This window comes from Enterobacter sp. ENT02 (assembly GCF_019219165.1).
GTDB classification, from domain to species: Bacteria; Pseudomonadota; Gammaproteobacteria; order Enterobacterales; family Enterobacteriaceae; genus Enterobacter; species Enterobacter mori.
Map to the genome: position 1 here is coordinate 23194 of NZ_JAHUWD010000013.1, position 25137 is coordinate 48330.

A 25137-nucleotide genomic window follows, 5' to 3' on the forward strand; every position below is an offset into this window, starting at 1 on the left:
TGTGACTGGATTCACAAAATATTTTTATGCAGATTTGTCTGCATGTGATCCCTGGCAAACTTTGCTTTTCCATTCGACGCCAGGATGAAAGCAAGCAACACGGAAAGCTAAAAAACCACTTTTAAGTTGTGGTATGGCGAAAAAGGAAAAGGTAGATTACGCTCATAATGTAAGGTTAAGTATATTATTATTCAGGATATATTTTGACACGCTTATAAACTTGCATGGAGATATTATAAAAACCGATACTCCCCGCCTTTGAAATAACAAGCATTGCTCTTTTGTTTAAAAATAAACTAATTAGGCCGCGCACTGTTTTATTAATTTAATGAGTTGACGTTGTTTAAGTGAGGAGAATATGTTTCTCAACTATTTTGCGCTGGGTGTATTGATTTTTGTGTTCCTGGTTCTGTTTTACGGAATCATCGCTATTCATGACATCCCTTATAATATGGCGAAAAAACGTAACCATCCCCATGCCGATGCTATCCATACGGCGGGGTGGATAAGCCTGTTTACGCTCCATGCCATCTGGCCGTTTTTATGGATATGGGCCACGTTGTATCGGGAAGATCGCGGCTGGGGTATGCAGAACCATATCTCAAAACCGGATGAGGTGCCGGGTATGGATGCTCTGACCCAACGCGTAGCCGAACTCGAGCAAAAACTGGCCGCAGTGCAACCCGCTGCCGATAAAAATACGCTGGAGCGCTGATCATGGATTTGTTGATTATTCTGACCTATGTGGCCTTTGCATGGGCCATCTTTAAAATATTTCGTATTCCGGTCAACCAATGGACGCTCGCTACCGCAACCCTGGGTGGGGTATTTATTGTCGCGGGCCTTATCTTATTAATGAACTATAACCACCCGTATACCTTTACGGCGCAAAAAGCGGTTATTTCCATTCCGATCACGCCGCAGGTGACGGGAATAGTCACGGAAGTGACCGATAAAAATAACCAGCTTATTAAAAAAGGCGAAGTGTTATTTAAACTGGATCCGGGCCGCTATCAGGCACGCGTCGACAGGCTCAAGGCAGACCTGGTGACCGCCACGCACAATATCGACAATCTGAAAGCACAGCTCTCGGAAGCGGTCGCTAATACGACACGCGTGTCTGCTGAACGCGATCGTCTGTTTAAAGATTATCAGCGCTACCTGAAAGGCAGTCAGGCGAAGGTGAATCCGTTCTCTGAAAGCGATATCGACAACGCGCGTCAGAACTACCTGGCACAGGATGCGATGGTGAAAGGCTCCGTTGCCGAACAAACGCAGATTCAAAGCCAGTTAGACAGCATGGTAAATGGCGAACAGTCGCAAATTGCTTCTCTTCGCGCGCAGCTGGCGGAAGCCACCTATAACCTCGATCAGACCGTGGTGCGTGCGCCAAGCAATGGGTATATCACCCAGGTGCTGATCCGTCCGGGTACGTACGCCGCCGCGCTGCCGCTGCGTCCGGTAATGGTCTTCATTCCTGAACAGAAACGCCAAATCGTGGCGCAGTTCCGCCAGAACTCGTTACTGCGTTTGAAACCGGGCGACGAAGCGGAAGTGGTGTTTAACGCACTGCCGGGCCAGGTGTTCACCGGTAAACTTACCAGCGTCCTGCCGGTGGTGCCGGGAGGGACGTATCAGGCGCAGGGCGCGCTGCAGGCGCTGACGGTCGTACCGGGCACCGATGGCGTGCAGGCGCTTATCGAACTGGAGCCAAACGCGGACGTTGATGCGCTGCCTGATGGTATCTACGCCCAAGTGGCGGTCTATTCCGACCACTTCGCCCATGTCTCGGTGATGCGTAAGGTCCTGTTACGTATGACCAGCTGGATGCACTACCTCTACCTCGATCACTAATCTCTCCCGAGGCAGGAATGCGATAAGCATACCTGCCTTTTTTCGCTGCTTGATCCATACTGACCTCTTTGTGAGCATTCAGGAGCAGGCAATGAAACTCATCGGCAGCTATACCAGTCCCTTCGTGCGTAAAATCTCGATTCTCCTTCTGGAGAAAGGGATTGAATTTGAATTCGTCAATGAACAGCCCTACAGCGCCGAAAATGGCGTTGCGCAGTACAATCCGTTGGGCAAAGTCCCTGCACTGGTGACCGATGAGGGTGAGTGCTGGTTTGATTCGCCGATAATTGCGGAATACGTCGAACAACTCGGCGTTGCGCCAGCCATGCTGCCGGCCGATCCAAAAGCGGCGCTGGCCATGAAGCAAATCGAAGCACTGGCAGATGGCATCATGGATGCGGCGTTAACCTCCGTGCGGGAGCTGGCACGGCCTGTCGCCCAGCAGTCGGAAACGGAGCTGCTGCGCCAGCGTGAAAAAATCAACCGCAGCCTGGACATGTGCGAGCAGCTCATTCGGGAAGGAAAAATTCAGGTCGATAGCGTGGATTTGGCAACCATTGCCATCGTCTGTGCTATTGGTTATCTCAACTTCCGCCACGTTTCCCCGGGATGGTGCGTCAACCGTCCATTGCTTGTTAAGCTCACGGAAACGCTTTGTCAGCGCGAGAGCTTTGCCCGTACCGAACCGCCAAAGGCTTGACGCGGGATATAACACTTCCCGCCAGGAGGCGGTACAATCCCGCCACATGTTAACTCCCTCTCCCGTCGGGAGGGGGGAAGATATTTACTCGCCGGGCGCATTATGACTACTCATCATTCTCTCTACAGCCAAATTCCTGCCACCGATCGTCTGCTTCGCGAACCGCGTATTCAAACCGCTCTGGAACAGTTCGGTCATACCGCGACGGTCGACATGCTACGCCAGCTTCAGGACGAAGCCCGACGCCATATTCAGGCTGAAAATGCGCTGCCCGGCTGGTGTGAGCAGTGGGGTGAGGAAGCGCAGAGAAGGCTGGGAGAGAAAACGCAAAGCGCGTTACGTCCGGTCATCAACCTGACGGGGACCGTGCTGCATACCAACCTGGGGCGCGCGCAACAGGCTGAAGAGGCGGTCGCGGCGGTGGTGCAGGCTATGCGCTGGCCGGTGACGCTGGAGTACGATCTGGACGGCGCGGGGCGCGGTCACCGCGACCGGGCGCTGGCGGAGCTGCTATGCCAACTGACCGGGGCGGAAGATGCTTGCATTGTAAACAACAACGCGGCAGCGGTACTGCTGATGCTGGCGGCGACCGCCAACGGCAAAGAGGTGGTGGTTTCCCGCGGCGAGCTGGTGGAGATTGGCGGAGCGTTTCGCATTCCGGACGTGATGCGCCAGGCGGGCTGTACGCTGCATGAAGTCGGCACGACCAACCGCACGCATGCGAAAGACTACCGCGCGGCGGTGAATGAAAATACCGCGCTGCTGATGAAGGTCCACACCAGCAATTACCACATAGAAGGCTTTACCAAAACCGTTGATGAAGCGGAGCTGGCGGCGATGGGGCGCGAGCTGAATGTTCCGGTGATTGCCGATCTCGGCAGCGGTTCGCTGGTGGATTTAAGCCAGTACGGTCTGCCAAAAGAGCCCATGCCGCAGCAGATGATTGCCGCTGGCGTGAGCCTGGTGAGCTTCTCCGGCGATAAACTGCTGGGCGGGCCGCAGGCGGGGATTATCGTCGGCAAGCGCGAGCTGATAGCCCAGCTGCAGCAACATCCGCTGAAGCGCGCGTTACGCGCCGATAAAATGACGCTCGCCGCGCTCGAAGCGACCCTGCGGCTCTACCTGCACCCGGAGAAGCTGGCCGAGCGCCTGCCTACGCTGCGCCTGCTGGGCCGTGACACCGCCTCGATTCGCGCGCAGGCTGAATTGCTGTTGCCGCAGGTTGCGCCGCATTACCCCGATTTTGCCGTGCGTATTGAGCCCTGTCAGTCGCAGATTGGCAGCGGATCGCTACCGGTAGACCGGCTGCCGAGCGAAGCGCTGACCTTCACGCCGCGTGATGGACGCGGTAGCCACCTTGAGGCGCTGTCGGCGCGCTGGCGTGCGCTGCCAACGCCCGTGATTGGTCGTATTTACGATGGCCGAATGTGGCTGGATTTACGCTGTCTTGAAGATGAAGCGCGATTTCTGGAGATGCTGTTGAAATGATTATTGCCACCGCCGGTCACGTCGACCACGGAAAAACTACGCTGTTGCAGGCCATTACCGGCATTAACGCCGATCGCCTGCCGGAAGAGAAAAAGCGCGGCATGACCATCGATCTGGGTTATGCCTACTGGCCTCAGCCCGATGGACGCGTGCTGGGATTCATTGATGTACCGGGACATGAAAAATTTCTCTCCAACATGCTCGCAGGGGTGGGGGGGATTGACCATGCCCTGCTGGTGGTTGCCTGCGATGATGGCGTGATGGCGCAAACGCGTGAACATCTTGCGATCCTGCAGCTGACGGGCAACCCGCAGTTAACCGTCGCACTCACGAAAGCCGATCGCGTAGATGAGGCGCGCCTGAATGAGGTGCGCGATGAAGTACAGGCGACCCTGCGTGAATATGGTTTTGCTGATGCACCGCTGTTTGTCACCGTGGCGACAGAAGGGCGTGGTATTGACGAACTTCGCGATCGTTTGCAGCAGCTTACGTCACGTGAGCATCCCAGCCATCACCGCTTCCGTCTGGCTATCGACCGGGCCTTTACCGTAAAAGGTGCGGGACTGGTGGTGACCGGCACCGCGCTGAGCGGTGAAGTAAACGTAGGTGATACGCTCTGGCTGACGGGAGTGAATAAACCGATGCGCGTGCGTGGGTTACATGCGCAAAATCAACCCACGGAGCATGCCCATGCCGGCCAGCGTATTGCGCTGAACATCGCAGGGGATGCGGAAAAAGATGCCATCAACCGTGGTGACTGGCTGCTGGCTGACGCCCCGCCTGAGCCCTCCGGACGGGTCATTGTTTCTCTCCAGACCCATGCGCCGCTGACCCAATGGCAGCCGCTGCATATACACCATGCAGCCAGCCATATCACCGGGCGCGTATCATTGCTGGAAAACGATCTCGCCGAGCTGGTGTTCGATGCGCCGCTCTGGCTTGCGGATAACGACCGCCTGGTGCTGCGCGATATCTCGGCGCGGGAGACGTTGGCCGGGGCGCGCGTGGTGACGCTCAATCCGCCACGTCGTGGCAAGCGTAAGCCAGAGTACCTGCAGTGGCTGGCGGCACTGGCGCAGGCCAGCGATGACAAGGCCGCACTGCGGATCCATCTGGAGCGTGGTGCGGTGAATCTCGCTGATTTTGCCTGGGCGCGCCAGCTGAGCGCTGAAGGGTTGCGCCAGTTAACCCGGGAGCCTGGCTTTATTCAGGCCGGTAACAACATGCTGAACGCGCCGGTTGCCGCAAACTGGCAGCGTAAGATACTGAGTACGCTCGCTATCTACCATGAACAGCATCAGGATGAACCCGGTCCGGGACGTGAACGTCTGCGACGCATGGCATTGCCGATGGAAGACGATGCGCTGGTGCTGCTGCTGATTGAAAACATGCGGGAAAGCGGGGTGATTAAAAGCCATCACGGCTGGCTGCATTTGCCGGATCACAAGGCGGGTTTTACCGCCGAGCAAGAGGCGGTCTGGCAAAAAACGGCACCGCTGTTTGGCGATGAACCCTGGTGGGTCCGCGATCTCGCGCGTGAAACCCATACCGACGAGCAGCTGATGCGGCAGGTATTGCGTCATGCCGCACAGCAGGGTCTGATTGTGGCGATCGTTAAAGATCGTTATTACCGTAACGATCGGATCGTGGCATTCGCGAATCTGATCCGCGAGTTGGATCAGGCTCGCGGATCAACCTGTGCGGCAGATTTCCGTGACCAGCTGAACGTGGGTCGCAAGCTGGCGATTCAGATCCTGGAATATTTCAACCGTATTGGGTTTACGCGTCGTCGGGGTAATGACCATCTGCTTCGCGACGCGCAGCTGTTCCCTTAAGCGTTACGCATGACGAGCGAGTTTCTGCTTCGCCAGCCATACCGCGCCCAGTCGTCCTGCCTGGTTACCCAGTTCACAGGGCAGAATGGGCACCTTAAGCGCCTCCCACTCCTCGAATCGCTGTAGGTACTTATCGAGCAGGAGATAAATTTTTTCCTGCTCGCTTATCCCGCCGCCAATCAGCACTGCCTGGGGATCGAACATCGAGATCACGCTGTAAACCCCGCGCGACAGAAAATGCGCCCAGGCTTCAATGGCTTCGCGCAGATGCACGTCACTTTCCATTCGTTTAAACAGCTCTTCCCCGTGGGGCATTTCGTCTTCCGACAGCGCCAGCGCACGGCTGCAGGCTTTCATCAGGCCACTGGCAGAGGCCACCTCATGCATCGGTTCGCCCTTGTCCCCTACGGGCAGCACGCCAAATTCACCCGCACGGTAATGCGACCCGCGATAGAGATCGCCTTCCATCACAATCCCGCCGCCAATGCCCGTGCCGATGGTGATGCAGACGAAATGTTCGTAGTCCTTACCTGCGCCCTGCCAGCGTTCGCCCAGTGCCGCACAGTTAGCGTCATTTTCCACGGTAACGGGAAGATCGGTCAGCCCGGCAAACAGCTCGCACAGGTTTTCACCATCAAGATACTCAAGTGCCCCCGCTTTTGCCGCTTCGCCGGTATGGTGGTTAATATGGCCGGGAAAACTGACGCCAATGCCGACAATGTCATTTTCCTTCCGGTACTCTTCGACAACGCTTTTCCATTTCTCTTTGAATGTGTTTGTATCCTCAGGGGTGTCGTACTCATCGGACGTGAGTTCCTTGCCGTTTTCATCAATCACGCCGTGTTTGATGTGGGTTCCACCCACGTCAAAGCCGATAAATAGCTGCATCGCATCGTTCCTCATGAGCCCTTGAGCTGTTAAGTATGGCTCAGCGGCAGAAACGAAACGTAAAGTACGGTAATCCGTGATACGCCTCGTAAACCCGTCACCGGTTGGCGAGAAAATCGCCAGCGGGAGCTACCCTTGTTGTACACCAACAGCAAGGAGACGGTCATGACAAACAATCCTCCCTCATCACGTATCCAGCCTGGCGAGTATGGTTTTCCCCTCAAGCTGAAGCCCCGTTATGACAACTTTATTGGCGGCGACTGGGTGGCCCCCGTCGACGGTGAATACTATTCCAACCTCACGCCCGTCACTGGCCAGCCGCTGTGCGAGATAGCCAGCTCCGGCAAGCGCGATATCGACCTGGCGCTGGATGCAGCGCACAGAGCTAAAGATAAATGGGGGCAGACTTCCGTTCAGGACAGAGCCGCGATGTTGTTCAAAATCGCCGACCGGATGGAGCAGAATCTGGAGCTGTTAGCCACGGCTGAAACCTGGGACAACGGCAAACCGATCCGTGAAACCATGGCGGCAGATGTGCCGCTGGCGATTGACCATTTCCGTTATTTTGCCTCCTGTATTCGTGCCCAGGAGGGGGGAATAAGTGAAGTTGATAAAGACACCGTGGCGTACCATTTCCACGAGCCGCTGGGTGTGGTGGGGCAAATCATCCCGTGGAACTTCCCGCTGCTGATGGCGAGCTGGAAAATGGCACCCGCGCTGGCGGCCGGGAACTGCATCGTGCTCAAACCGGCGCGTTTAACCCCGTTGTCGGTGCTACTGTTGATGGAGGTGATTGGAGACCTGCTGCCGCCAGGCGTCATTAACGTCGTCAACGGCGCCGGGGGCGAGATTGGGGAATATCTCGCCACCTCAAAACGCATCGCTAAGGTGGCGTTTACCGGGTCGACGGAAGTGGGCCAGCAAATCATGCAGTATGCGACCCAGAACATCATCCCGGTGACGCTGGAGTTGGGCGGAAAATCCCCGAACATCTTCTTCGCTGACGTTATGGATGAAGAGGACGCGTTCTTTGATAAAGCGCTGGAAGGATTTGCGCTGTTTGCCTTCAACCAGGGGGAAGTGTGCACCTGTCCAAGCCGCGCGCTGGTGCAGGAGTCCATTTATGAGCGCTTTATGGAGCGGGCAATCCGTCGCGTGGAGTCGATTCGTAGCGGTAACCCGCTCGATAACGTCACGCAGATGGGCGCGCAGGTGTCGCACGGGCAGCTGGAAACCATTCTTAATTACATAGATATAGGTAAGAAAGAGGGCGCAGAGATCCTGACCGGTGGCCGCCGTAAGGTGCTGGGGGGGGATCTGCAGGAGGGTTACTACCTTGAACCGACAATCCTGTCCGGTCAAAACAACATGCGCGTCTTCCAGGAGGAAATTTTCGGACCTGTGCTGGCCGTAACAACCTTCAAAACCATGGAGGAGGCGCTGGAGATTGCTAACGATACGCCGTATGGCCTGGGGGCGGGCGTCTGGAGCCGTAACGGAAATCTGGCTTACAAAATGGGGCGCGGTATTCAGGCCGGACGCGTTTGGACCAACTGCTATCACGCCTATCCGGCGCATGCGGCATTTGGTGGTTACAAGCAGTCGGGTATTGGGCGAGAAACCCACAAAATGATGCTGGAACATTACCAGCAGACTAAATGTCTGCTGGTCAGCTATTCCGATAAACCGCTGGGCCTGTTTTAGGTACCTAAATCAGGCCGTCCCTGGACGGCCTGGTTGATTTGCTGGCGCAGGCAGTTCAGTACACCGTCCAGAACATATTGTACGCGCCAGGGTTGATATTCGCGCTTGCGGAATATTGCTGTCAGATCGAGCCACCACTCTTCCTGATGTGGGAAACAGGGGACCAGCATGCCATGCGTCAGTTCTTTTTTTAGACTTTCTTTTGGCGCGAAGACAATACCAAGATTATTTCGAGCCAGTTCAAGTGCCGTCTGCGTATTATCACAAATATAATTCCCGGTCACTTTATAGTCTTGCGCCTCTTCACTGCCGTGTACGCGGAAACGCCAGATGTTGGCATCATCTACTAACATGGAGTCTATTAATATACACGAATGATTTATTAAGTCTTCCGGCCCTTTAATGGGGTGTTTAGTTAAATACTCTTTGCTGGCAAATGCGGTGACGGAATATTTTGTCAGCACGCTGGCGACCAGGTTTTCATCTTTTGGCTGGGCGTAAGTAATGAGAATGTCGCAATCGTCTGGAAACGTCACACCGTCGGAAAACTCGTTCCGATCGAGGTTATAGGTTTTTAACGACAGGCGAATATCACCAATCTCTTCTATCTTATGGATCACATGACGCGCCAGATAGGTCACGATACCTGTCGGGGCGTAAATCGTCACTTTGCCGCGTTTTTCATGTTTATAATCGGCAATAAAATTAATGAGTTGGCTATTTTTATCCAGTGTGGCATTCACATAAGGCAGCAACGCCTCACCGAATTGCGTCAGCGCCAGCTGGCGTGTCGTACGTTCAAACACCTTGAGTCCAACGCGGGTTTCAAAATCGGACAAATATTTGCTGACATTGGCCTGTGCCATCCCCAGCAGGGCAGCGGCATCGCCAATACTGTGGGTGGCGGCGATGACGGAAATAATTTTTAATTCACGCGGTTTCAACTGCAAGCTATTCATCATGCACGCCCATCTATATGATTTTATATATAGTATTATATAAACGGCAGCGTTGCTTTGGCAAATTTGTAACCATTATTATGCGCCTCGCTTGTTCGGCGTTTAAATGGATTACATAGAATGACTGTTAAATATAATTTACTCATCGCTGCCGCATTATTTTCGACATCATCGGTAATGGCTGGCGACTTTTCACTAGGGGCGGGGGCGGTATTTAACGAGTCGCCTTACAAAGGGTATAACGAAAATACCACCGCTGTACCGTTAATTAGCTACGAAGGCGATAAGTTCTATGTGCGTCAAACCACGGGAGGATGGATCCTGTGGAAAGACAGTAAGAATGAATTCAGCCTGACCGCATCCTGGATGCCGCTGCATTTCGACCCGGATGACAATGACGATCATCAGATGAAGCATCTTGATGAGCGTAAAGCTTCGGCATTCCTCGGCGGCGCGTACTACCGCCATGAAAAATGGGGTTCCCTGAAATTTGCCGTTTCCGGTGACGCGATGGATGAAAGCGGCGGCGTGGTGGGTGAAATTTCTTACTTCCGCCCAATCCGCATGGAACGCCTGACGCTGACGCCTTCTGTGGGCATTTTCTACAGCGATGAAAGCTATAACGACTACTACTACGGCGTGTCTGGCAGCGAGTCTCGCCGCTCAGGTCTGGATGAATACACCGCAGGCGACACCTGGACGCCATACGTTGGCCTGGCGGCAAAATATCAATTAACCCAGAACCTGTACCTGAATGCCAGCGCGGTCTACACCGTGTTGCCTGACGACGTGAAGAACAGTCCGATGATTGACCGCGACGACAGCTTCGCGCTGATGACCGGCCTGACCTGGCGTTTCTGATAACCTAAAGCCGGGTGGCGGCTCTGCCTTACCCGGCCTACATAGGGCATGGAGGCAGATCGTAGGCCCGGTAAGCGCAGCGCCACCGGGCAGCTAACCGCAGTTAATTATGCTTCATCCACCCATATCCGCATTTCCCCTTCTCCCCGGTTAGCCCAGCTAAACCAGGGAATAAAGGTCAGCATCTGGGGCTGACGTTGTACCGGCGAGCGATCGTACTGCCACAGCGCATCTGTATCCTTCACGTGACACCCAATCCCCTCTGCCTGTATCAGCATCTTGTGCGCGAAAATCCCTTTCCCTTCAAAGACTCTGAATTCGCTGTTTTCAGGCAGAGAAAGGTGATGAAGATTGGCACCGTTATCGGCCTCTTCCAGGCAGTAAACCAGCGGTCCGCGCTGCAGGGCGACTTTCCCCGCCTGCTGGCGGACCTGTGGGTTGCCATACACCCGGCGAACCGGCATAGGTAACGTTAGCGTAATGACGTCACCCTCCTGCCAGCTGCGGGTCAGATAAAGGTATCCACGGGAGATCTCGCCCGTTACCGCTTCACCATTTAATAAAACGTCAGGCGTGGCGCACCAGTCCGGCAGCCGCAGGGCGAGCGTATGCGTGACGGGAGCAGTCGAGGTAATGTCGATTTTTACCTGTTCATGCCACGGATAGTTACCGCTAATTCGCAGCGCCAGGGTTTCGTCGCCAACCGGTATGGCGACATCGTTGCCCACGTAAAGGTTAATAAAAAGCGTATCCTGGCGGACGGTATAAATGTAGTGCCCCAGCGAGGTCAGCACGCGGGCGATATTCGGCGGGCAACAGGCGCAGCCAAACCAGCGCTGGCGGACGGGTTTCACGTGATCGAAAATATGGTTGAACGCCAGCGTTTTCGGGTGCACTTCCAGCGGATTCACATAAAAGAAATGCTTACCGTCCAGCGCCATTCCGCCCAGTACCGTGTTGTATAACGCGCGCTCCATCACGTCGGCGTAGTGGCCGTCGGCCTCCATCTCCAGCATCCTGCGGGCAAACATCATCAGGCCGATGGAGGCACAGCTTTCGGCATACACCGTATCGTTGGGGAGATCGTAATCGCTGCTGAATGCCTCGCCGCTGCTTTGCGAGCCGATTCCACCGGTAATGTACAGCTGGCGCTGCGCCATATTTTTCCACAGCCGCAGACAGTCCTGCCGTTTACCCTCGTCATGGCTCAGGCGCGCCAGATGCGCCATGCCCGCCATCAGGTAGACAAAACGCACCGCGTGGCCGATGGCCGTTTGTTGTTCAGAAAGCGGCTGATGCGCCTGGCTGTAGGCTTTGTCCTTGACCATCCAGGCAGGGCCATAGGTGTTCCAGTATGATGTTCTGCCGCGTTTCTCGTATTCGATATCATAAAAGTGAGGCTGCACACCGCGTTGTTCGATGAAATATTTCACCAGCGTGAGATAGCGGGGCTCCTGCGTGATGTCGTAAAGCCTCATCAGCGCCAGCTCGATTTCCGGGTGGCCCGGATAACCGTGTAGCTGGTTTTCGCCGGGGCCAAACACGCTGTCAATATGGTCCGCTAGCCTGCAGACAACATCCAGCAGATGGCGTTTCCCTGTGCCCTGGAAGTACGCCACGCCCGCTTCAATCATATGCCCGGCGCAGTACAGCTCGTGGCATTCGGCCAGATTCGTCCAGCGCTCGTTGGGCGCTTTCACCGTAAAGTACGTGTTGAGATAGCCATCGTCACATTGCGCCGCCGCGACCAGCGCAATCACCTCGTCGGCGGTTTTTTCCAGTTCAGCATCCGGTTTCTGGCACAGCGACCACGCCACGGCTTCGAGCCATTTCGCGACGTCGCTGTCCTGAAATACCATGCCGTAGAAATCGCCTTGCTCCAGGCCCGCCGCAATGCGGAAGTTGGTGATGGCGTGGCTGGGTTCGGCTTCCGTCACGCGGTCGTTTAGCGCATCCCACTGGTAGGGGATCACCACCTCACGCACCAGCCGTTGATACTGTCCGAGAAACGGGTCGTTAATTTTCAGTTTATGCAGGTCGGCTTCCATAATGGACATCGTGTTCTCCTCAGGAGGGTATGTGACGCTGGCGCAGGTCGGTTGCAATGCGCGACATCATAGGGTTGTTGAGTCTGCACCCGCGGATAGAGACGGCCAGCAGCAGATGAAAAAGGGCAGGCAGCAGCGTCTCCATGGCGGTGATGCCCTGCAGTGAAGCAGGCGTCTGATTGCCCGCGCCTGGCTGGTAGGCGACAGTGATAAACACCAGGCTGATGATCCCGGCGCTGGACGCCCACGCAAGCTTGATGAAAAATAGGTTGAAGGCGAAGTTCATCCCCGACGAACGCACGCCGGTTTTCCACTCGCCGTAGTCGTCGGCAAACGCCATCAGCGAGAAGTGCAGCGGCAGGGTAAACCCGAGGATGACGCCGTTGCTCAAAATGACGATCAGCCAGAGGGTCTGATACGCCGGGCCGCCTGGCAGGAACCACATTCCCACCGCGAGCGCGGCGAGGACCAGGTTGGTGTAGTAGTAGAGTTTGACGGTATCAATACGGCGCGACAGCGGGCTGACGATCACCGCGCCCAGAATGGCGGCAAAGGTCACCATGGTGAAAAACAGCGAGGTATACGTGGTACTGCCCTGCAGCACGTAGGTGATGAAGTACATATACCCGCCGCCTCGAATATTGAAGACATTGATCAGCAGGAACGACATCACCAGCATCAGCAGCAGCTGATCGTTTTTACGCAAACCGGCCAGATGCTCACGTAGGGTGAATTTGCCCATCAGCGCCAGCGGGACGCGCTCGCGTACCCAGAAGAAGCAGCACAGGAACATCACCACGGCGACAGCGCACAGCACCCCAACGCCAAGCTGGTAACCTTTTGCGGCATTGCCCTGGCCCAGCTCCGCGACCAGCCACGGCAGACCGACCGAGACCAGGAAGCCCGCAACGCCGCAGAGTACAAAGCGCCATGACTGGCAGGAGATCACCTCATTGTGACGGGTCGTCATGGTGTTGATCAGCGCGCAGTAGGGAACGTTGATGGCGGTATAGCCAACGGACAGCAGCAGATAGGTGCCGAATGCCCACGCGATTTTCACGCCCATGCTGGCTTCCGGAACGGTGAACGTCAGTACGCCGATTATTCCGATCGGGAAGGCGACCCACAGCTGCCACGGACGAAAACGTCCCCAGCGGCTTTGCGTGCGGTCGGCAATAATGCCCATCACCGGATCGGAAATGGCGTCAAATACGCGCAAGGCAATAAAGAGCGTGCCAACGAGCGCAGGCGTCAGACCAAAAATATCGGTATAGAAGAAGGTCAGAAAATTCATGATCAGGCAGGTAATCACCGTACCGCCCGCATCACCCAGGCCGTAGCCAATTTTTTCGCGGACGGACAAGTGGCTATCTGTTGCCCCTTGTGTCACGTCTGATTCTGTAATCGGTGTGGAAGTCATGAAGTAACTCCTCAGTAATCGAATTTATTATCGTATTTGTGCAAGGTACTCATTTATTCTGCACCGAACGGAAAGGCCAACAAGGTAAGGGAAAAGTATAAAAAGATGACGATTCCGACCTGATGATAAAAATGTGATTCCGATCGGACAGTTATTCGAATATTGATTAATAATCAAAGCGTAAGTTGAATATCAACGGCAATAAAAGCGGAATGGTGAATATCCATGCTTGAATTATCCATAGCGCTTCCGATTAAGGTCCAAAATGGTGGGTTATTTATCTCCCGGGGCGTGGGCCGCCATCCTGCGCGAAAATTAACATCATGGGAGATTATATTTGTCGAAAAAGGGACATTAACGATTCAGGAGGAACAGCGTATTTTTGAGGTTCACGCGGGAGAAAGTTTACTTCTCTGGCCGGGCCGTCGGCATGTCGGCGTGGAGGATTTCCCGGCTGACCTGCGCTTTTACTGGCTCCATTTCGAGGTTGAAACGCAAGATGCAACGTTACCCAATGCTGCCCCTCTGGCAATAGAACAGCACTGTCGCGTAAGGGATGCACAATATGTCATTGCGCTATTTCGGCAGTTTCTCAGCGAGCAGGAGAAATTACAGCGAAGCGTGGCGCTGGAGATGATTTTATTACTTATTTTGCAACAAGTATCCCATTCTTCAGGCTATGAGGACAGTGCAGATGAAGCCGGTGCGGCGATGGCGTGGAAGGCGAAGCAGCTTATTCGCACGCAGTTTCATTTACCGCTTTCTACGTCGCAGCTGGCAAAAGCATTACACTGCAATGCCGATTATCTCGGGCGCGTATTTCGCCGGACTTTCCATTTAACCCTGACGGAGGCGATACATCGCCAGCGCGTCAGGGCAGCGGAAAAGCTGTTGCTGGATGGCTCTGCCTCCCTCACCGAAGTGGCAACCCGCTGCGGCTTTAATGACGTGGGCTATTTTCGGCAGATATTTTCAAAACATACGGGATTAACCCCCGCCGTCTGGAAACGGCGGTACTGTAAAGAGCATATCAATTCCGGCTGATCACTGGCCGTAATAGGCATTCGCCCCGTGCTTGCGCAGATAATGTTTATCCAGCAATTCCTGCTGCATAACCGGTAACTGCGGCGCAAGCTGGCGAGAGAACAGGCCCATATAGGCGCACTCTTCCAGTACCACGGCATTGTGTACCGCATCGGCGGCATCTTTACCCCAGGCGAACGGACCATGGGAGTGCACCAATACTGCCGGGATCTGCATCGGACTTAAGTCGCGCTCCTCAAAGGTATTAATGATCACTTCACCCGTCTGGTATTCGTACTCGCCCGCGATTTCAGCCGTGGTCATCCGTCGCGTGCAGGGGATCGCCCCGTAGAAATAGTCTGCGTGCGTTGTGCCCCACGCCGGTAAATCCTGGCCCGCCTGCGACCAGATGGTAGCGTGGCGGGAGTGGGTATGCACGATGCCGCCAATCTCCGGGTAACGGCGGTACAGCGCGAGGTGGGTCGGCGTGTCTGAAGAGGGCTTTTTGCTGCCTTCAACCACCTGGCCGGTGGCGATATTCACCACCACCATATCCTCCGCCGTCATAACGTCGTACTCCACGCCGGACGGCTTGATCACCATCAGGCCGCTTTCGCGATCCACCGCGCTGACGTTGCCCCAGGTGAAGGTCACCAGCTGGTGGGCGGGCAGCGCCAGGTTTGCCGCCAGCACCTCGGCTTTGAGTTGTTCTAACATGTCATGCCTCCTTCCTGCATACGGGCTTCAATCCAGCGGCGCGCCTGGATGATTTCCAGCACCGGCTCTTTTGCTTTTTCAGTCCACATTTCAATCAGAAACGCGCCGCGATAGTTCAGCTTATTCAGCGTGTTAAACACGCCAACGAAATCGACGCAGCCTTCTCCAAACGGCACGTCGCGGAACTGTCCGGGACTTTGTGCGGTGACGGGCTGGGTGTCTTTCAGGTGAATTGCCGCAATGCGGTCAATGCCCAGCGTCAGCTCGGCGGTGACGTCGTTGCCCCACGCGCTCAGGTTGCCGACATCCGGGTAAACGCTGAACCACGGCGAGGCGAGCATGTCGTCCCACTTTTTCCACTTGCTGATGGAGTTCATAAACGCGGTGTCCATGATCTCCACCGCCAGCATCACCTGCGCGGCAGCGGCTTGCTCGACGGCCCACGCCAGCCCTTCGGCAAAGCGCTGCTGCGTGCCTTCATCATGCTCTTCGTAATAAACGTCATAACCCGCGAGCTGGATGGTGCGAATGCCTAAGTCACGCGCCAGCCTGATGGCTTTGGTCATGATCTCGCGGGCGCGTTGGCGCACGGTTTCATCCCGGCTGCCAAAGGGAAAACGGCGGTGGGCAGAAAGACACATCGACGGGATCGCCACGCCGGTTTCAAGCATTGCTTCAACCAGCGAAGCGCGCTGCGTGGTGCTCCACTCGAGGCGTGACAAACGCTCGTCGGTCTCGTCGACTGACATCTCAACAAAATCGAACCCGCAGCTTTTCGCCAGCACCAGGCGTTCCGGCCAGGAGAGATCTTTCGACAGCGCTTTTTCGTAAATACCTAACGGATGTTGACGCATGGTTACGCTCCCCAGATGTCGCGGATTTGCGAATGGAATGCCTGTGCCACCTGCGGCGGATTCGCGGCGCCTGCCAGCGCGCGTCCGGCAATAAACGCTTTTACGTTGATCTGCTTAAATAGCGGCAGGTCGGCAGGGGTAATACCGCCGGTAATCGAAAGCTGCAAACCGATGTCGGAGAGCGCTTTCATTTTCGCGAGATCCGCTTCGCCCCACTGCTGACCGCTGGCCTGCGCGTCGCGCCCGCGGTGGTAGATAGCCTGCTTCACGCCAACGCGATGCCACGCGCGCGCGTCGTCCAGCGTCCAGTTGCCAAACAGCTCCATCTGGATTTCTCCCCCGCAGCGCAGTGCGACCTCGTGGCCTCGCTCAACGGTTGCCAGCGGGGCGGCGCAGATGATGGTCATCCAGTTCGCGCCCGCGCCAAACGCCTGCTCAGCCAGCGTTTCTCCGGCATCGGCGACTTTCCAGTCCGCCACGATGATTTTATCCGGGCACTGTTTGCGCAGGGCGCGTACGGCGCTCAGCCCTTCGCTCAGGCACAAAATGGTGCCCGCTTCGACGATATCAACGTGATCTGAAAGCGCCGCGACGTCGCGCTGGGCGGCCTGAAGTGAGGTATGGTCGAGCGCCAGCTGCAGTAATGGTCGGCTCATAGGTCGTACTCCTTAATACGGGCGTGATAGTCCTGAAGTGCTGAAATCAGTAACTGGTAACGGTGATATTTGCGCTGGTAGGCCGCATGGGCGCGCATGTCGGGTTCAATCACCCGAATGTCGTGTTTGAGGGTGCGCTGCGCAGCGTGGAAATCGGGGTAGACGCCGGTGCCTACCAGCGCCGCCAGCGCCGCGCCGGAGCAGCCGGTCTCTTCCACCTGCGGCAGCTCAATCGCCAGCCCGCTGACGTCGGCGAGCATTTGCATCCACACGTCCGAATGGGTCGGGCCACCCGTGACGCGCAGCGCCTGCACCTGGGTAAAGCGCTCAAGCATGCGGTTGAGGTGGGTCATGTGGCTGAACACCACGCCCTCGTAAACGGCCTGCAGAAGATGCGCACGGGTATGCAGCGCCTGCATGCCGTAAAAACCACTGGTCATCTCCAGCCCGGCGTTGCTGCCGTAGAGGAACGGCAGGAAGAACACCTCGCTTTCCGCTTTCGGCAGGCTGGCGACGGCATGGTTGATCTCATCGAATGACATGTCGCCCCATTGGGCAGTGAGCCACTCAAGATTGCCGGATGATGTCGGGCTGGCTTCATGAACGATGTACTGCTGCGGGTGGACGTAACGGCCATACACATAGGGGAACGGCTCGTTATCGCGAAGCGCATTGGCGATCCCGCTGGTGACGGCCCAGGTACCCATGACGGCATTCAGCGTGTGTTCGTCGTGCAGCCCGGCGCAGATCGCGGTGGAAACCACATCAAACAGTCCACCAACGACGGGCGTGCCCGCCGCGAGACCGGTAAGCGCGGCTGCCTGAGGGGTGATTTCCCCGCAAATTTCTGCTGAACCGACAATCGGCGGCAGGGCGCCGTCAATTTCGCTGATACCGAGCCAGCGCGTGAGCTGGGGATCGTACTGCCCGGTATTCATGTTGTAGAGGTTGGACTCGGAGATGTTGCTCTCCTCGCAGCCCTTCACGCCGGTCAGACACCAGCGTAGATAGTCGTGCGCCATCATCACGCAGCCTATCTGCTGATACCGCTGCGGCTCGTTCTCTTTCACCCAGCGCAGGAGTGAGGCCGGGTGCCCTGTCCACTGGGTCTGGCGCGTATGCGGATAGAGCTTTTCGGGAATGCCGTCCTGCTGCCAGCGCTGCACGATCTCCAGCGCCCGGCGGTCTGAGGAGAGCATGGCGTTGCCCAGCGGTTGGTCTTGTTTATCGAGCAGAAACAGTCCTTTGCCCTGAGCAGAAATGCCGACGCCTTTGATCTGCTCTCCGTCGATGCCTGAATGTTTGAGCAGCGTGGCGACGGTAATGTAGCAGTGCTGCCAGAGCTGGGGCATATCCCGCTCCGCGTAACCTGCGCGCGGGCTGAGCGTGGCAACGGAGCGGCGCTCGATGCAGATTTCCTTGCCCTGGCTGTTGTATAAACCGGCTTTCAGATAAGTACCGCCACAATCGATACCCAGCCAGAAGGGCTCTTTTTCACTCATCTTTGACTCTCTCGTCTTGCTCCCTCTCCCCGTGGGAGAGGGCTGGGGTGAGGGCATCAGGCCGCACGCTTGTGCGGATTCACCGTGGGATTAGGCTCTGCACCGGCATCGCATTTTGCCGGTAACAGCAGGGCCAGCAGCGACGCTAGCGCCAGAGAAACCGCCAGGCAGTAAACGCCCGCGTCTTTGCTGTACAGGGTGATCAGCACCCCAACCGCATACGGGCCGCAGAAGCCACCGAGGTTGCCCAGGGCGTTGATCACGCCGCGCGCGCCGCCCGCCATCTCTGCGCTGAACAGACGCGCCGGGATGGTCCAGAACACGCCCGCTGCGGATTGCAGGAAGAACCCGCAGCCCACCAGTGCGGAATACGCCAGCCAGGTACTCTCTTTCAGCGCCACGGAGAGGAACATGCAGAGCGCAAAGCCAATCAGCGGCAGGGAGACAAACAGCTTGCGCTTGCCGGTGCGGTCAGAAAGCGTTGAGAACAGGAACATCCCCGCAATGGCCCCGATGTAAGGCAGGATGGCGAGCATACCCACCTGACCGATGCTGGTGTGCGTCAGCTCTTTCAGGATGGTCGGCAGCCAGAGCGTGTAGCCGTAAATTCCGGTCTGATAAAAGAAGTTCAGCGCGATCAACTGCCACATGGTTTTGTCGGAAAGCACTGCGCCGAGTGACGCGTTTTTCACCTCTTTTCCGGCGATGGCCTGCTGTTCAGCCGCCAGCGTTTGCACCAGATAGTTTTTCTCTGCTTCTGAAATCCAGCGGGCTTCCTGCGGTCGGTCGTAAACGGTGAACGCCCACAGCACCAGCACAACGACGGACATCAAACCTTCAATGATGAACAGCCAGCGCCAGTCGAGCGCGGTGATGATCCAGCCCGAAAGCGGGGCGGTGATAATCCCGGCGATGGGGACAAACATAATCACAATGGCATTGGCGCGACCGCGTTCGGCATCCGGGAACCAGTTGCTGATCATGGTGAGCACGACAGGCAGCATCCCGCCTTCCGCCACGCCGAGTAAGAAGCGCAGCACCAGCAGCTGATACTGATTCGTCACCAGGCCCGTGAGCACAGAGATCACCGCCCAGGCAACCAGCGACCAGCCGATAAACTTCTTGCCGCTGCCGTGGACGGCAATCTTGCCGCCGGGAACCTGCAGGAACAGATAGCCGATAAAGAAGATCCCACCTGCCAGGCCCGCCATAGTGGCGGTAATACCTAGCTCTTCATCCATACCGCCGGGCATGGCAAAGGCGATATTTACGCGATCCATATACGAAATGATGCAGGCGATAAGAATAGGAGGAATGATTCTTAGCCAGCGCTGGCGCGGAATGTCCGCTTGTAGAGTATTCGAGTAAGTGTTCATATTTACTGTCTCAGTCAATGTAACCGGAATAGGGATATTTTTTATTGTTATTGCGTTGCTTTATTCATTTCGCTAATACCGTCGCGCAAAATAGCGATGCGATGGCTGACGTCAGCATTAGCATTTATTTCCAGTAATTTAATACCGGAGAATTTCAACGTTGCGGCGCTCGCCGCAGTAAAGAGTGATTTTGCGTGTTCAGTAGACATCAAACTGTCGGCGCAGAATGAAGAAAACGGCGCGTGCAGATCCTGCCATTCACCGTATTCCCCGCGGGTAGTCGTGCCCGAAAACATCAGTGCACCCAGCTTTCCGGCACGGAGTGCGGCCTGAACATGCTCAAGCGGGAGCGTCGTATTACGGCCTTCGATAGCCGAGCGCGCCCAGTTGATACAGACGCTGATATCGGTGTCTTTCACCACCTCCAGCACCTGCGCTAAAGGCAAGAAGCCCTTGCGCGGTGCCGGGCCGGTCATGGCATCGCAGTGTTCCAGTACCAGATCGCAGTTCCAGTCCCAGCCCGCGATTTCCTGGATCGAGCGGGAAAACGCCTCGGTAGCCTGCTCGACGGAAGCATTGCCCGCCTGTGGGGCCGCCTGCATCTCCAGAGCAATCACTTTGCCTGGAAAACGGACGTTCACGGCGTTAACTTTCTTGTGCAGATGCCGGTAAAAGTCTACGCATGCTTTACGCTGCGCTTCGTCGGCTGAGGCCAGGCCAAACGCACCGTTTGTGCCGCGGCGGCGCATGGTTTCCATGACTGCTGTGACGACGATTTGCCAGTCGCCCGGCGTATGGCGGAACAGCCATTCATCACCAAACGGATGGAGATGTTCAAGGCACGGCTGTTCCAGCCCGCGAATGTTTGGCGTGTCGGAAAGTTCCCGCCAGAATGTTTGTTCTTCTTGTTCCCCTTTTTGGTGAAACGAGGGTGCGCAGGGGTACGCACCAATAATAAAACTGGTATTGGTCATTTCGCGTTCCTGTATATATCAGAAAATTAATCTAATTCGCTGACTGCCACTTTCACCACAATTTTACGGATTGCGGCTTCCTTGTTCTTAATACAGGCAGGACGGTGCACATCCTGCGGGAAAAATATGGCATAGCTGCCGGGTGTCATTTCGATAAAGGATTCATTTTCGCTGTTGTGATAAAAAATAATATCCCGCTGTTCCAGTAATGATTCGCTTATTTCGTTATTACCGGTATCAATGGCAATACCGATTTTTTCTTCACCCCATGCTAAAAACTGAATATCCAGATAGCGGCGGTGCACTTCCGGGCGGTTCTCGTGCGGCTCCTTTGTCGTCAGGTCGAGAACCTGGGCAAAAATAGTGCGACCTTCAATTTCCACCACACCTGGCGGCAGGGTGGTGAAATCCGTAGCGCGCAAAAAATGAAGCGCTTTTTCAATCGCCCGCGGCAGACGGCACGGATTGGGCTGGGAAATATGTCCGAATATCATGGTCCACTCCTTACAGAGACTGGATTTTCGCCCACACGCTGTCGTCGATGGTGATGCCGTCGCGGCGGTTCTCTTCCAGCAGGCGTGTGAATTCATGGCCCGGAAGGCGGACGGCAACGTTTTCATCAGACCGCTGCGCGGTGGTGATGAAATCCATAATGCGCTGCAGCTTCGCATCGCGGGTTGGGCCGTCGATCAGGCGATCAACCTCGATGGCGATAAAGATCTGCGACACGCCATACTCGTCGCTGTTGTCCTGGGTCACTTCCGCGACGGAGGAGCCGTTGGAGAGCAGGGTGGCGATCATGTCGAGTACGATGGATAAGCCAGACCCTTTCCAGTAGCCCATCGGCAGAATGCGGCGGTTTTTCTCAATCACGCCTGGCTCTCGGGTGAGATTACCCTCGTCGTCAAAGCCACCATCGACCGGCAGCTCGCGCCCGGCCAGGCGATTCACCTCCAGCATGCCGTAGGAGAACATCGACATCGACATATCGACCATGGTGATTGGGTTAGAGGGAATAGCCACGATCAGCGGGTTGGTGCCGATGCAGCACTCTTTTGATCCCCATGCGGGCATGACGGCAATAGAGTTGGTCCAGCATATGCCGATATAGCCCTTCTCCGCCGCCTGCCAGCCGTAGCTGCCGCCGCGCATCCAGTGGTTCGCATTACGCAGTGCCACCAGACCAATACCGTGGTCGGACGCCAGCTCGGTGGCGCGATCCATCATCTTTTTCGCCGTCAGGTTGCCGATAGAGCGCTGGGCATCCCACTGTTCGATGGCACCCAGCGTCATCACCCGTTTTGGCTGAGCGTCGGGAATGATATCGCCTGCATCAAGCTGCTGAATGAAACGCGGAAAACGGTTAACGCCGTGCGAATAAACGCCGGATTCCGTGGTGCGGGCGAACATCTCGGCACAGGCGTCTGCGGTTTCCGCTTTCACGCCGCGATCGAGCAGAACCCGATTGAACGCCGCTTTTAACTCTTCAAAGGTCACTTTCATCCCTGTTCTCCTGTTCTTTTTCGGGGCAAGTGCGAGTGCTTTTTTATCGCTAAATTTCACTATGCGAAATCTGATTTCAAATATAGCGATCAAATTTTGCCAGATCAACGACATTCATGTTTTTCAAAATCGATTAAAATCAATTGGTTGTGTTTTTTCTGTTGAGATCGTGAACTGAACCACACTTTGCGCTACCATCAGGGCGCGACAAAAAGGAGCCATTTGATGAGCACGAAAGAGAGCGAAATGACGCAAGAAAAAGAGAGGCCAGCAGGTAGCCAGAGCTTGTTTCGCGGCCTGATGCTGATTGAGATCCTCAGCAACTATCCGAACGGGTGTCCGCTTGCGCACTTATCTGAACTGGCGGGGCTGAATAAGAGCACCGTGCACCGCTTGCTGCAGGGGCTACAGTCGTGCGGGTACGTGACCCCGGCACCCGCGGCGGGCAGCTATCGCCTGACCACCAAATTTATCGCCGTCGGGCAAAAGGCCCTGTCGTCGCTGAATATCATTCACGTGGCCGCTCCGCACCTTGAGGCGCTGAACATTGCCACCGGCGAAACGGTGAACTTCTCCAGCCGTGAGGACGACCACGCGATCCTGATTTATAAGCTCGAACCGACAACCGGTATGCTGCGCACGCGTGCCTATATCGGCCAGCATATGCCGCTCTACTGCTCCGCAATGGGCAAAATCTACATGGCGTTTGGTCATCAGGATTACGTGGCAAGCTACTGGGAAAGCCATCAGGAACAGATCCAACCCTTGACCCGCAACACCATTACCGAGCTGAGTGCGATGTATGATGAGCTGGCGGAAATTCGCGATCGCAGCATGGCGATGGATAAAGAAGAGAACGAGCTGGGGGTTTCCTGCATTGCCGTGCCGGTCTTTGATATCCACGGGCGCGTGCCGTATGCGATCTCCATTTCGCTGTCGACGTCGCGCATGAAGCAGGTGGGTGAGAAAAACTTGCTCAAGCCGCTGCGCGAAACGGCAGAGGCTATCTCAAAAGAACTGGGTTTTAACGTGCGCGAGGCGTAGCAGATGAACCGATTTATCATGGCGGATTCGGAAAAATGCATTGGGTGCCGCACTTGCGAAGTGGCCTGTGCGGTTTCGCATCAGGAATTCGTCATCGCAAATGATTTCATGCCCCGCATTCGGGTGGTGAAAGGGGATTCTTATACCACCGCGGTCGGGTGTCATCAGTGCGAGGATGCGCCCTGTGCAAATGTGTGTCCAACCGGGGCAATCCGACGCTCAGCCGGAGCCTGGCTCGTTGAGCAGGCGCGCTGCATCGGGTGCAAAAGCTGTATGGTGGCGTGCCCGTTCGGGGCGATGCAGGTACAGAGGGTGGGGGATCATGCGCAGGCGCTGAAATGTGATTTATGCGCGCATCGCGAGGGCGGACCTGCCTGCGTTGAGGCTTGCCCGACCCACGCGTTAAGCTGTGTCGATCCCGCCAGATTACGCACCGAACGGTTGCATCATCTGGCGTAAGAACTTACTGACCGTTTTCGCGCCAGGCGTTCTCAATCTCTTCCGCGAGAATTTTCACACCCGCTTCGATTTTTTCCGGATCAGGCACATAGTTCATGCGCATGCACTGGTGCGTGTGCGGCCACGGTTTATCCAGCCCCGGGAAGAAGTAATCGCCCGGCACCATCAGCACACCACGCTTTTTCAGTCGCTGGTAGAGAAGTTCCGTCGTAATCGGCAGATCCTTGAACCACAGCCAGAGGAAAATTGCCCCTTCTGGTTTGTGGATCAGGCAGCGTTCTTCCGGCAAATAGCGGCGAAGTATCGCGATCGTATCCTGAACGCGCTGGTAATAGAATGGCTTAATCACGTCATTCGACAGGCGCAGCAGGTCGTTGCGCTTAATCATTTCGCACATCATCGCCGGGCCGATGCCGCCGGGTGAAAGGCTGATAATGCCGTTCATGTTGGTAATGGCGGTGATGATTTTTTCATTGGCAATGATGATGCCGCAGCGGCTGCCCGGCAGGCCCAGTTTAGACAGGCTCATGCACAGAACGATGTTTGGGTTCCACAGCGGGCGGGCTTCGCTGAAGATTATCCCCGGGAACGGCACGCCGTAGGCGTTATCGATCACCAAAGGGATGCCGTGCTGATTGGCCAGCGCGTCCAGTTTCATCAGCTCGTCATCGGTAATCACGTTGCCCGTTGGGTTGGTAGGACGTGATACGCAGATCATGCCCGTCTCTTCACCAATATGCAGGTGTTCAAAATCGACGTGATATTTGAACTGGCCTTCTGGCAGCAGTTCGATGTTCGGGCGCGCGGAGACAAACAGGTCTTCTTCGAGGCCGGAATCGGCATAGCCGATATACTCCGGTGCCAGCGGGAACAGCACTTTTTTGGTCGTGCCGTCGGCGCGACGTCCTGCGAACAGGTTAAACAAGTAGAAAAACGCGCTCTGGCTGCCGTTTGTCAGTGCAATATTCTGTGGCTCAATATCCCAACCCAGCTCTTCACGCAGCATATCGGCGAGGAGTTTCAGCAGTTCGGTTTTACCCTGAGGGCCGTCATAGTTGCAAAGTGCATCGGTTGCTTTGCCGCTTTCCAGCATCTGAGCGAGCAGGCTCTGGAAATAGGTAGTCATCTCCGGGATTTGAGCCGGGTTTCCGCCGCCGAGCATGATGGCGCCCGGTGTGCGCAGCCCGTCGTTGAGGTCCTCCATCAGGCGGGTAATGCCTGAATGGCGGGTAAATTTGTCGCCGAAAAGTGAAAACGTCATAGCAGGTGTTC

General features: G+C 55.9%; 23 protein-coding genes. 10 read left to right on the forward strand and 13 right to left on the reverse strand.

Annotated features, from left to right (window positions below; all coding sequences use genetic code 11):
- Positions 1–358: 358 nt before the first annotated feature.
- From KW829_RS22395 to selB, 5 genes are all read left to right on the forward strand, one after another.
- Positions 359–715 (forward strand): DUF3302 domain-containing protein, encoded by a 357-nt coding sequence (locus KW829_RS22395; protein WP_010436687.1) that lies wholly within the window; start codon positions 359–361, stop codon positions 713–715.
- A gap of 2 nt (positions 716–717) precedes the next feature.
- Entirely contained in the window at positions 718–1854 is a 1137-nt protein-coding gene (locus tag KW829_RS22400; RefSeq protein ID WP_089599703.1) for an HlyD family secretion protein, read from the forward strand.
- 91 nt (positions 1855–1945) lie between these two features.
- Entirely contained in the window at positions 1946–2554 is a 609-nt protein-coding gene (locus KW829_RS22405) for a glutathione S-transferase (protein ID WP_218309116.1), read from the forward strand.
- A gap of 102 nt (positions 2555–2656) precedes the next feature.
- Positions 2657–4042, forward strand: coding sequence for an L-seryl-tRNA(Sec) selenium transferase (selA, locus tag KW829_RS22410; RefSeq protein ID WP_218309117.1), 1386 nt, complete (start codon positions 2657–2659; stop codon positions 4040–4042).
- Positions 4039–5877, forward strand: coding sequence for a selenocysteine-specific translation elongation factor (selB, locus tag KW829_RS22415; RefSeq protein WP_218309118.1), 1839 nt, complete (start codon positions 4039–4041; stop codon positions 5875–5877). Before selA ends, selB begins: the two co-directional genes overlap by 4 nt.
- Before the next feature lie 3 nt (positions 5878–5880).
- Here the strand turns inward: selB and KW829_RS22420 are convergent, their stop codons facing one another.
- On the reverse strand, positions 5881–6765 hold the full coding sequence (locus KW829_RS22420) for an ROK family protein (protein ID WP_042718576.1): 885 nt from the start codon (positions 6763–6765) through the stop codon (positions 5881–5883).
- Positions 6766–6930: 165 nt separating this feature from the next.
- Here KW829_RS22420 and KW829_RS22425 point away from each other — a divergent pair, with 165 nt between their 5' ends.
- Positions 6931–8469, forward strand: coding sequence for an aldehyde dehydrogenase family protein (locus tag KW829_RS22425; RefSeq protein ID WP_042716601.1), 1539 nt, complete (start codon positions 6931–6933; stop codon positions 8467–8469).
- On the opposite strand, the gene KW829_RS22430 is transcribed toward KW829_RS22425, so the two are convergent.
- A complete protein-coding gene (locus tag KW829_RS22430) occupies positions 8466–9431 on the reverse strand; it encodes a LysR family transcriptional regulator (protein WP_010436707.1) in 966 nt (321 codons plus the stop codon). The genes KW829_RS22425 and KW829_RS22430 overlap by 4 nt on opposite strands.
- Positions 9432–9548: 117 nt before the next feature.
- Here KW829_RS22430 and KW829_RS22435 point away from each other — a divergent pair, with 117 nt between their 5' ends.
- Entirely contained in the window at positions 9549–10289 is a 741-nt protein-coding gene (locus KW829_RS22435) for a MipA/OmpV family protein (RefSeq protein WP_218309120.1), read from the forward strand.
- 107 nt (positions 10290–10396) lie between these two features.
- Here KW829_RS22435 and KW829_RS22440 read toward each other — a convergent pair whose 3' ends face one another.
- Together KW829_RS22440 and KW829_RS22445 are read right to left on the reverse strand one after the other, a co-directional pair.
- Positions 10397–12346, reverse strand: coding sequence for a glycoside hydrolase family 127 protein (locus tag KW829_RS22440; protein WP_218309121.1), 1950 nt, complete (start codon positions 12344–12346; stop codon positions 10397–10399).
- A 10-nt stretch (positions 12347–12356) separates the two neighbouring features.
- A complete protein-coding gene (locus KW829_RS22445) occupies positions 12357–13757 on the reverse strand; it encodes an MFS transporter (RefSeq protein ID WP_218309123.1) in 1401 nt (466 codons plus the stop codon).
- A gap of 225 nt (positions 13758–13982) precedes the next feature.
- Here KW829_RS22445 and KW829_RS22450 point away from each other — a divergent pair, with 225 nt between their 5' ends.
- Positions 13983–14801, forward strand: a complete 819-nt coding sequence (locus tag KW829_RS22450; protein ID WP_218309124.1) for a helix-turn-helix domain-containing protein — start codon at positions 13983–13985, stop codon at positions 14799–14801.
- On the opposite strand, the gene araD is transcribed toward KW829_RS22450, so the two are convergent.
- The 8 genes from araD to yiaK are packed head-to-tail and all read right to left on the reverse strand — an operon-like array spanning position 14802 to position 22362.
- Positions 14802–15497 (reverse strand): L-ribulose-5-phosphate 4-epimerase, encoded by a 696-nt coding sequence (araD, locus tag KW829_RS22455; protein ID WP_108418130.1) that lies wholly within the window; start codon positions 15495–15497, stop codon positions 14802–14804.
- The gene (locus tag KW829_RS22460) at positions 15491–16351 is read right to left on the reverse strand and encodes an L-ribulose-5-phosphate 3-epimerase (RefSeq protein ID WP_010436719.1); all 861 of its coding nucleotides are present in this window, start codon (positions 16349–16351) and stop codon (positions 15491–15493) included. Before KW829_RS22460 ends, araD begins: the two co-directional genes overlap by 7 nt.
- A gap of 2 nt (positions 16352–16353) precedes the next feature.
- Positions 16354–17007, reverse strand: coding sequence for a 3-keto-L-gulonate-6-phosphate decarboxylase UlaD (gene ulaD / locus KW829_RS22465; RefSeq protein ID WP_218309126.1), 654 nt, complete (start codon positions 17005–17007; stop codon positions 16354–16356).
- Complete coding sequence (locus KW829_RS22470; RefSeq protein ID WP_218309127.1) at positions 17004–18509, reverse strand: FGGY-family carbohydrate kinase; 1506 nt, start codon at positions 18507–18509, stop codon at positions 17004–17006. The genes ulaD and KW829_RS22470 overlap by 4 nt, the downstream gene beginning before the upstream one ends.
- 56 nt (positions 18510–18565) lie before the next feature.
- Positions 18566–19885: an MFS transporter gene (locus KW829_RS22475; protein WP_042716588.1), complete on the reverse strand. Its 1320-nt coding sequence runs from the start codon at positions 19883–19885 to the stop codon at positions 18566–18568.
- A gap of 47 nt (positions 19886–19932) precedes the next feature.
- Positions 19933–20859, reverse strand: coding sequence for a DUF4862 family protein (locus KW829_RS22480; RefSeq protein ID WP_172701680.1), 927 nt, complete (start codon positions 20857–20859; stop codon positions 19933–19935).
- Between the two features lie 26 nt (positions 20860–20885).
- Positions 20886–21353 (reverse strand): YhcH/YjgK/YiaL family protein, encoded by a 468-nt coding sequence (locus tag KW829_RS22485; protein ID WP_172701679.1) that lies wholly within the window; start codon positions 21351–21353, stop codon positions 20886–20888.
- A gap of 10 nt (positions 21354–21363) precedes the next feature.
- On the reverse strand, positions 21364–22362 hold the full coding sequence (yiaK, locus tag KW829_RS22490) for a 3-dehydro-L-gulonate 2-dehydrogenase (RefSeq protein ID WP_172701678.1): 999 nt from the start codon (positions 22360–22362) through the stop codon (positions 21364–21366).
- 225 nt (positions 22363–22587) lie between these two features.
- Here yiaK and yiaJ point away from each other — a divergent pair, with 225 nt between their 5' ends.
- Positions 22588–23406, forward strand: a complete 819-nt coding sequence (yiaJ, locus tag KW829_RS22495) for an IclR family transcriptional regulator YiaJ (protein WP_010436731.1) — start codon at positions 22588–22590, stop codon at positions 23404–23406.
- Between the two features lie 3 nt (positions 23407–23409).
- Positions 23410–23865 (forward strand): 4Fe-4S dicluster domain-containing protein, encoded by a 456-nt coding sequence (locus tag KW829_RS22500; RefSeq protein ID WP_218309128.1) that lies wholly within the window; start codon positions 23410–23412, stop codon positions 23863–23865.
- 4 nt (positions 23866–23869) lie between these two features.
- Here the strand turns inward: KW829_RS22500 and avtA are convergent, their stop codons facing one another.
- Positions 23870–25126 carry a valine--pyruvate transaminase gene (gene avtA, locus KW829_RS22505; RefSeq protein WP_010436737.1) on the reverse strand — a complete coding sequence of 419 codons (1257 nt, stop codon included), beginning with the start codon at positions 25124–25126 and terminating at the stop codon, positions 23870–23872.
- Between the last annotated feature and the right edge of the window lie 11 nt (positions 25127–25137).

Bases quoted from the DNA above. Each gene is read 5' to 3' on its own strand.
- selA (WP_218309117.1), top strand. From the start codon at position 2,657: ATGACTACTCATCATTCTCTCTACAGCCAAATTCCTGCCACCGATCGT.
- KW829_RS22460 (WP_010436719.1), bottom strand. From the start codon at position 16,351: ATGCGTCAACATCCGTTAGGTATTTACGAAAAAGCGCTGTCGAAAGAT.
- KW829_RS22430 (WP_010436707.1), bottom strand. From the start codon at position 9,431: ATGATGAATAGCTTGCAGTTGAAACCGCGTGAATTAAAAATTATTTCC.
- KW829_RS22395 (WP_010436687.1), top strand. From the start codon at position 359: ATGTTTCTCAACTATTTTGCGCTGGGTGTATTGATTTTTGTGTTCCTG.
- avtA (WP_010436737.1), bottom strand. From the start codon at position 25,126: ATGACGTTTTCACTTTTCGGCGACAAATTTACCCGCCATTCAGGCATT.
- KW829_RS22500 (WP_218309128.1), top strand. From the start codon at position 23,410: ATGAACCGATTTATCATGGCGGATTCGGAAAAATGCATTGGGTGCCGC.
- selB (WP_218309118.1), top strand. From the start codon at position 4,039: ATGATTATTGCCACCGCCGGTCACGTCGACCACGGAAAAACTACGCTG.
- KW829_RS22470 (WP_218309127.1), bottom strand. From the start codon at position 18,509: ATGAGTGAAAAAGAGCCCTTCTGGCTGGGTATCGATTGTGGCGGTACT.
- KW829_RS22440 (WP_218309121.1), bottom strand. From the start codon at position 12,346: ATGTCCATTATGGAAGCCGACCTGCATAAACTGAAAATTAACGACCCG.
- KW829_RS22450 (WP_218309124.1), top strand. From the start codon at position 13,983: ATGCTTGAATTATCCATAGCGCTTCCGATTAAGGTCCAAAATGGTGGG.
- KW829_RS22475 (WP_042716588.1), bottom strand. From the start codon at position 19,885: ATGAACACTTACTCGAATACTCTACAAGCGGACATTCCGCGCCAGCGC.
- ulaD (WP_218309126.1), bottom strand. From the start codon at position 17,007: ATGAGCCGACCATTACTGCAGCTGGCGCTCGACCATACCTCACTTCAG.
- KW829_RS22480 (WP_172701680.1), bottom strand. From the start codon at position 20,859: ATGACCAATACCAGTTTTATTATTGGTGCGTACCCCTGCGCACCCTCG.
- yiaK (WP_172701678.1), bottom strand. From the start codon at position 22,362: ATGAAAGTGACCTTTGAAGAGTTAAAAGCGGCGTTCAATCGGGTTCTG.
- KW829_RS22445 (WP_218309123.1), bottom strand. From the start codon at position 13,757: ATGACTTCCACACCGATTACAGAATCAGACGTGACACAAGGGGCAACA.
- KW829_RS22435 (WP_218309120.1), top strand. From the start codon at position 9,549: ATGACTGTTAAATATAATTTACTCATCGCTGCCGCATTATTTTCGACA.
- KW829_RS22400 (WP_089599703.1), top strand. From the start codon at position 718: ATGGATTTGTTGATTATTCTGACCTATGTGGCCTTTGCATGGGCCATC.
- KW829_RS22425 (WP_042716601.1), top strand. From the start codon at position 6,931: ATGACAAACAATCCTCCCTCATCACGTATCCAGCCTGGCGAGTATGGT.
- araD (WP_108418130.1), bottom strand. From the start codon at position 15,497: ATGTTAGAACAACTCAAAGCCGAGGTGCTGGCGGCAAACCTGGCGCTG.
- yiaJ (WP_010436731.1), top strand. From the start codon at position 22,588: ATGAGCACGAAAGAGAGCGAAATGACGCAAGAAAAAGAGAGGCCAGCA.
- KW829_RS22485 (WP_172701679.1), bottom strand. From the start codon at position 21,353: ATGATATTCGGACATATTTCCCAGCCCAATCCGTGCCGTCTGCCGCGG.
- KW829_RS22420 (WP_042718576.1), bottom strand. From the start codon at position 6,765: ATGCAGCTATTTATCGGCTTTGACGTGGGTGGAACCCACATCAAACAC.
- KW829_RS22405 (WP_218309116.1), top strand. From the start codon at position 1,946: ATGAAACTCATCGGCAGCTATACCAGTCCCTTCGTGCGTAAAATCTCG.